The 6,194-nt window shown below is 40.5% G+C and carries 6 protein-coding genes, 1 tRNA gene and 2 rRNA genes; 8 read left to right on the forward strand and 1 reads right to left on the reverse strand.

All coding sequences use genetic code 11. From position 1 onward, the window contains the following. The 7 genes from LD028_RS01640 to tsaD all read left to right on the forward strand — a co-directional run. Positions 1-142, forward strand: a 23S ribosomal RNA gene (locus LD028_RS01640); the annotation flags it as partial. 59 nt (positions 143-201) lie between these two features. Beyond that, positions 202-318 (forward strand): 5S ribosomal RNA (rrf, locus tag LD028_RS01645). A 176-nt stretch (positions 319-494) separates the two neighbouring features. Next, positions 495-571, forward strand: a tRNA-Met gene (locus tag LD028_RS01650). A 176-nt stretch (positions 572-747) separates the two neighbouring features. Further along, positions 748-1,221 carry a tRNA (adenosine(37)-N6)-threonylcarbamoyltransferase complex ATPase subunit type 1 TsaE gene (gene tsaE / locus LD028_RS01655; RefSeq protein WP_237810713.1) on the forward strand — a complete coding sequence of 158 codons (474 nt, stop codon included), beginning with the start codon at positions 748-750 and terminating at the stop codon, positions 1,219-1,221. Continuing rightward, positions 1,202-1,906: a tRNA (adenosine(37)-N6)-threonylcarbamoyltransferase complex dimerization subunit type 1 TsaB gene (gene tsaB / locus LD028_RS01660; RefSeq protein ID WP_237810715.1), complete on the forward strand. Its 705-nt coding sequence runs from the start codon at positions 1,202-1,204 to the stop codon at positions 1,904-1,906. Before tsaE ends, tsaB begins: the two co-directional genes overlap by 20 nt. After that, positions 1,907-2,350: a ribosomal protein S18-alanine N-acetyltransferase gene (gene rimI / locus LD028_RS01665; protein ID WP_012573932.1), complete on the forward strand. Its 444-nt coding sequence runs from the start codon at positions 1,907-1,909 to the stop codon at positions 2,348-2,350. It abuts the gene before it with no gap. Further along, a complete protein-coding gene (gene tsaD, locus LD028_RS01670; protein ID WP_128999463.1) occupies positions 2,347-3,360 on the forward strand; it encodes a tRNA (adenosine(37)-N6)-threonylcarbamoyltransferase complex transferase subunit TsaD in 1,014 nt (337 codons plus the stop codon). The genes rimI and tsaD overlap by 4 nt, the downstream gene beginning before the upstream one ends. Positions 3,361-3,653: 293 nt before the next feature. Here tsaD and LD028_RS01675 read toward each other — a convergent pair whose 3' ends face one another. Then, complete coding sequence (locus LD028_RS01675; protein WP_006323908.1) at positions 3,654-5,549, reverse strand: ABC-F family ATP-binding cassette domain-containing protein; 1,896 nt, start codon at positions 5,547-5,549, stop codon at positions 3,654-3,656. A 227-nt stretch (positions 5,550-5,776) separates the two neighbouring features. Between LD028_RS01675 and LD028_RS01680 the strand changes: the two genes are divergently transcribed. After that, a partial coding sequence (locus tag LD028_RS01680; RefSeq protein ID WP_237810716.1) for a redox-sensing transcriptional repressor Rex occupies positions 5,777-6,194 on the forward strand: 418 nt, incomplete at its 3' end.

A 6,194-nucleotide genomic window follows, 5' to 3' on the forward strand; every position in this document is an offset into this window, starting at 1 on the left:
GCGTGAAGCCCCCCTCAAGATGAGATTTCCCATCGCGTCAAGCGAGTAAGATCCCTTGAAGATGACAAGGTAGATAGGTCCGAGGTGGAAGCGTGGCGACACGTGCAGCTGACGGATACTAATCGATCGAGGACTTAACTAAACACATACGAAAAGCGAAGGCGACTGTTCTGTTATCTAGTTTTGAAGGAATACATATTGCTCGGTGACGATGGCGGAGAGGTCACACCCGTTCCCATCCCGAACACGGAAGTTAAGCTCTCCAGCGCCGATGGTAGTTGGCGGGACACCGCCTGCGAGAGTAGGACGTTGCCGGGCATTATTATATTTGTTTTGTATTGCCGCGGGGTGGAGCACGAACGAATTCACCTCTGTGAGTTCACATCAGCGTACCGCTCGAATCACTACTTGAATATACTAATTGAGAGCGGGACGGCCAGTTTTTTAAGAGGGTTCTGTTCCATTCGATAAACCTTTTAGTTATTTCCTATTGCCGCGGGGTGGAGCAGCCAGGTAGCTCGTCGGGCTCATAACCCGAAGGTCGCAGGTTCAAATCCTGCCCCCGCAACCAATATTCGAAGATGAAGATAGATTAATGAGACGAAACAGTGTAAGTTTCGTATTTTTTTATGCCTTTTTTGCGTTATGATTTGTTTTCGTGTACACTTATATGTGTAGCATTTCCTTAGGAGAGTGATCCTAAGGTCTTTTTTGTATGTTGATTTTACTTAATTAGGGGAATGAGCGATGAAAACATATGAATATGTATCACATCATCCTGAAGATACGTTAGCATTAGCGATGAAACTTGCTCAGTATGTTCAGCCACAAGACGTTATTACGTTAGAAGGTGATTTAGGAGCAGGAAAAACAACGTTTACAAAAGGATTAGCTAAAGGATTAGGAATTGACCGCAATGTAAGTAGCCCAACTTTCACTATTATAAAGCAATATGAAGGGCGTATCCCTTTATATCATATGGATGTATATCGTTTAGCAGAAAGTGAAGAAGATTTAGGATTTGAGGAATATTTTTTTGGTGATGGTGTAACCGTTGTTGAGTGGGCTCATTTAATTGAACCATATTTACCAACGGAACATTTACATATTAACATTCACCATATGGATGGAGAGAGTCGAATCATTCGATTTTCACCGATTGGTCAACGTTACGAACAGTTATGTGAGGAGATTTTTAACGATGAAAGTGCTAGCCATTGATACATCCACATTTGTTATGGGAGTTGCTGTCGTTGATGGACAAATTGTCAAAGGGGAAATGATTACGAATTTGAAAAAAAATCATTCGATCCGAGTGATGCCTGCCATTGAATCACTTTTGCAACAATGTGATATGAACCCTCAAGATCTTGACCGTATTGTTGTCGCCAAAGGTCCTGGATCATATACAGGGGTTCGCATTGGGGTGACGATTGCCAAAACTTTGGCTTGGACGCTAAACATTCCACTTGTTGGTGTATCGAGTTTAGAAGTGATGGCAGCAAATGCGAAGTATTTTGGCGGGCTTATTGTTCCATTAATGGACGCTCGACGCGGACAAATTTATACCGGTCTTTACAAAGTAGAAGGAGATCACGTGCAATCGATCGTAGCGGATCAAGTCATTTTAGCTACTGATTGGGCAAATGAATTAAAAGCATATGATCAATCCATTTTATTAGTTGGAAATGATAGTGTACTACACGAAGCTACGTTTGTTGAAGTACTAGGTCGTTCTGTTCAAGTAGCTTCAGCGACACTTCACAATCCACGCCCAAGCGAACTTGCATGGTTAGGAATGAACCGTGAACCAGAAGATGTTCATACGTTTGTCCCAAACTATATTCGTTTAGCAGAGGCAGAAGCGAATTGGCTTGCTCGTCAGCAAGAAAGGACGGAATGTTAAGTGAATGTTTCTTTCCGTTTTATGACGATTCAAGATCTTGATCGTATTGTAGAAATTGAGCAGCGTTCATTTACACTGCCGTGGAGTCGTTCCTCTTTTCACCAAGAATTAACGAATAATCCGTATGCTCGTTACATTGTGATGGAGCATGATGGACAAATCATTGGTTATTGTGGCATGTGGCTGGTCATGGATGAGGCACATATTACAAACATTGCAGTATTACCGGAGTTTCGCGGGAAAAAATTAGGAGAAGCACTAATGAAACAGGCGATGGCGTTGGCGAGAGAAGAGGGGGCAAAAACAATGACGTTAGAGGTGCGAGTATCGAATATCGTTGCACAGTCATTGTATCGGAAACTTGGTTTTTTAAATGGAGGTATTCGTAAAAGATACTATTCGGATAATCAAGAAGATGCATTAGTAATGTGGGTGAATTTATGAATAAAAAAGATATGTTTGTCCTTGGAATTGAAACAAGTTGCGATGAAACAGCGGCGGCCATTGTGAAAAACGGACGTGAAATTGTAGCTAACGTTGTCGCTTCACAAATGGAAAGCCATCAACGATTTGGAGGAGTCGTTCCTGAAATTGCCTCCCGTCACCATGTTGAACAAATTACGCTCGTGTTAGAAGAAACGATGAAACAGGCAAATATGGATATAAGTCAACTTGACGCGATTGCAGTAACAGAGGGACCGGGATTAGTTGGGGCGCTATTGATTGGTGTAAATGCGGCGAAAGCATTGGCTTTTGCACATCGCATTCCGCTTGTTGGCGTGCACCATATCGCAGGACATATTTACGCAAATCAACTTGTACAAGAAATGAAATTTCCGCTTCTGGCGCTTGTTGTGTCTGGAGGTCATACAGAGCTCATTTACATGAAAGAGCATGGGATATTTGAGGTGATTGGAGAAACGCGTGATGATGCGGCTGGAGAAGCGTATGACAAAGTTGCCCGGGCATTGCAACTCCCTTATCCAGGGGGACCTCATATCGATCGTTTAGCGAAACAAGGGAAACCAATTATTGATTTACCGCGCGCGTGGTTAGAAGAAGGTTCGTATGATTTTAGTTTTAGTGGATTAAAATCAGCGGTTATTAACACGTTGCACAATGCAAAGCAACGTGGAGAAATGATCCGACCTGAAGATATGGCGGCAAGTTTTCAAGCAAGTGTCGTTGAGGTATTAGTGAGAAAAACAATCGAAGCAGCCATGCATTACAGCGTAAAACAAATATTGCTGGCTGGCGGTGTGGCGGCAAATGAAGGGTTACGTACACAATTACAAAAACAAATGAATCAACTGCCAGAAGTCGAGTTAGTTATCCCGCCGTTGTCGCTTTGTACAGATAATGCAGCGATGATTGCAGCAGCGGGAACAGTATTATTTCAACAAGGAAAGCGTGCCACCATGGCATTAAATGCAAACCCAAGTTTACTGTTATAGCAAGAAGGTGTCCCAAAAGCAATGGGGCACCTTTTTCTAATTGTCATACGAATTTTTCTAAGAACAGTTCAGCTTGTTGTGGATTATTTTATCCACATACATGTGAATAATGTGGAAAACGTTGATTGTATGTTATTTTATCATAACAAGTTAACCACAACAAAACGGGGGATTTTTCTTTTGTTGTTGTGGATAATGTGGAAAAGTTGGTGAATAACTTATATTTAGGTGTTTTTTCTGTGGATATCTTTGTGTAAAAGATGAGCTAGCCCACAAATGGAGCTAGCTCGTTATTATTTTTGTAAAAGTTCCCATTGTTCGAATAACTCGTCGAATTTTTGTTTCAGCTCATCAATTTTTCCTTGAGTATCCCGAGCTTTTTCATAGTCGTTGTAACAGGAAGGATCATATAATTGTTGTTCATACGTAGCAATTTGTTGTTCGATTTGCTCCATTTCCGTTTCTAGCTGTTCGATTTTTCGTTGTCGTTGTCGTTCTAATTTTTTTCGTTCTTTTTCTTCTTCGTACGAACGTTTTGGTGACAACGATTCGCCCGTTTTAATTTTTTGGCTAATTTGTCCAAGCTCAAGCAGCTCTGCTTTTTTTGCTACGTAATAATCATAGTCCCCTAAATACTCAACAAGACCGTCTGTGGATAACTCATATATTTTTGTTGCAATTTTGTTAATAAAATAACGATCGTGTGAAACGAATATAATTGTTCCTGGGTATTCTATGAGCGCTTGTTCTAGCACTTCTTTGCTATCTAAATCTAAATGGTTTGTCGGCTCATCTAAAACTAATACGTTTGCTTTCTTCATCATGAGTTTAGCGAGAGCGAGTCGCGCTTTTTCTCCACCGCTTAACGTCTGAACAGGCTTCAATACGTCGTCACCAGAAAATAAAAAGTTGCCGAGAATGGTCCGAATTTCTTTCTCTGTTCTTAATCGATCTTCGTCCCACAGTTCGTCGATCACTCGTTTGTTTGATGTTAATTGTGCTTGTTCTTGATCATAATAGCCAATTTGTACGTTTGTTCCGTAGCGTATTTCTCCTTGTTTCTGATGGAGTTGTTTGATGATCGTTTTTAAAAGAGTTGATTTTCCAATTCCATTGGGCCCAATTAGCGCAATACTATCTCCGCGAGTGATACGGAATGAAAGGTTTGTTGCGATGATGTGATCGTAACCGATTGCTAAGTTGTTAGCTGTCAGCACGTCGTTTCCGCTTGGTCGTTCGATTTCGAAACGAAACGATGCCGATTTTTCATCACCGAGTGGCTTGTCGATGATATTCATTTTTTCTAATTGTTTTCTACGGCTTTGTGCTCGCTTCGTTGTTGATGCACGAGCGATGTTGCGTTGAATAAAATCTTTTAATTTTGTAATTTCCTCTTGTTGTTTTTCATACAATTTTAGTTGTTGTTCGAATTGTTCAGCACGTTGTTGTAAGTAGCTTGTATAGTTTCCGACATATTTTTTTATTTTTGTGCGTGATAGTTCATACACTTGTGTCACGATTTGGTCAAGAAAATAGCGATCGTGGGAGACGATAAGAATGGCCCCATCGTAATTTTTTAAATATTGTTCAAGCCATTGCAACGTTTCCATATCTAAATGGTTTGTCGGTTCGTCTAAAATGAGCAAATCTGGTCTTGTAAGGAGCAGTTTACCGAGCGCTAGCCTCGTCCGCTGTCCGCCGCTTAATGTAGATACTTTTGTCGTATAATCGTACTGTGAGAAGCGGAGACCATGAAGAACCGAACGAATATCTGCTTCATACTGATAGCCACCTTTTTCTTTGAATTCTGTTTGTAAACGATCATATTGCTCAAGTAGGCGCTCATAGTCAGCATCATGTAAACTCATTTGTTGTTCTAGTTCGCGTAATTGTTTTTCCATTTGTTGTAGCGGGGCAAACACATCGAGCATTTCTTCCCAAATGGAACGATGCGCTTGCAACCCTGTATATTGATCTAAATAACCGATCGTTACGTGTTTCGGTTTAATGATTTCGCCTGTGTCGTATGACAACTGTCCGGCAATGATTTTTAATAATGTCGATTTTCCCGCGCCATTTCTTCCAACTAACGCAATACGGTCTTTTTCTTGTATTTCAAGCTTAATGTCTGATAAAACTTGTTCCGCTCCATATGATTTGGATAGTTGATTTACTTGTAAAATGATCATTCTTTCTCACCTCAATCTTCTTTTGATAGTGTAACGTACTTTCTTGATATTCGGCAACACTAGTGTGTGAATAACAAATTTGACAAAAATAATAATAAAGGGTACAAAGGAAAGACAGAATGAAAAAAATAGTGTATAGTTTAGAAGTGGGGAGAATTTTTTAGACGTATAGGAGAGAAAAATGAAAGCGCTAACTATTTGTGAAAGGAAATGTGGGGGATTGACTCGTGAATAATGAACAACCAAAAATTCCGCAGGCGACCGCAAAGCGACTACCGTTGTACTATCGTTTTTTGAAAAACTTGCATGCATCAGGCAAGCAACGTGTATCTTCAGCGGAGTTAAGCGAAGCTGTAAAAGTCGATTCAGCAACGATTCGCCGTGATTTTTCATACTTTGGTGCGCTTGGAAAAAAAGGATACGGATATAATGTGAATTATTTGCTGTCGTTTTTCCGCAAAACGTTAGACCAAGATGAAACGACAGAAGTAGCGTTATTTGGCGTCGGTAATTTAGGGACAGCATTTTTGAACTACAATTTTAGTAAAAATAACAATACGAAAATCGTAATGGCGTTCGATGTTGATCCGGATAAAGTGGGAACAAAAGTCGGAGGGGTTCCGGTTTATCATTTAGATGAATTGG

This window comes from Anoxybacillus sp. LAT27 (assembly GCF_022030075.1).
In the GTDB taxonomy this organism is placed as follows: domain Bacteria; phylum Bacillota; class Bacilli; order Bacillales; family Anoxybacillaceae; genus Anoxybacillus; species Anoxybacillus kestanbolensis.

Bases quoted from the DNA above. Each gene is read 5' to 3' on its own strand.
- tsaD (WP_128999463.1), top strand. From the start codon at position 2,347: ATGAATAAAAAAGATATGTTTGTCCTTGGAATTGAAACAAGTTGCGAT.
- LD028_RS01675 (WP_006323908.1), bottom strand. From the start codon at position 5,549: ATGATCATTTTACAAGTAAATCAACTATCCAAATCATATGGAGCGGAA.
- tsaB (WP_237810715.1), top strand. From the start codon at position 1,202: ATGAAAGTGCTAGCCATTGATACATCCACATTTGTTATGGGAGTTGCT.
- tsaE (WP_237810713.1), top strand. From the start codon at position 748: ATGAAAACATATGAATATGTATCACATCATCCTGAAGATACGTTAGCA.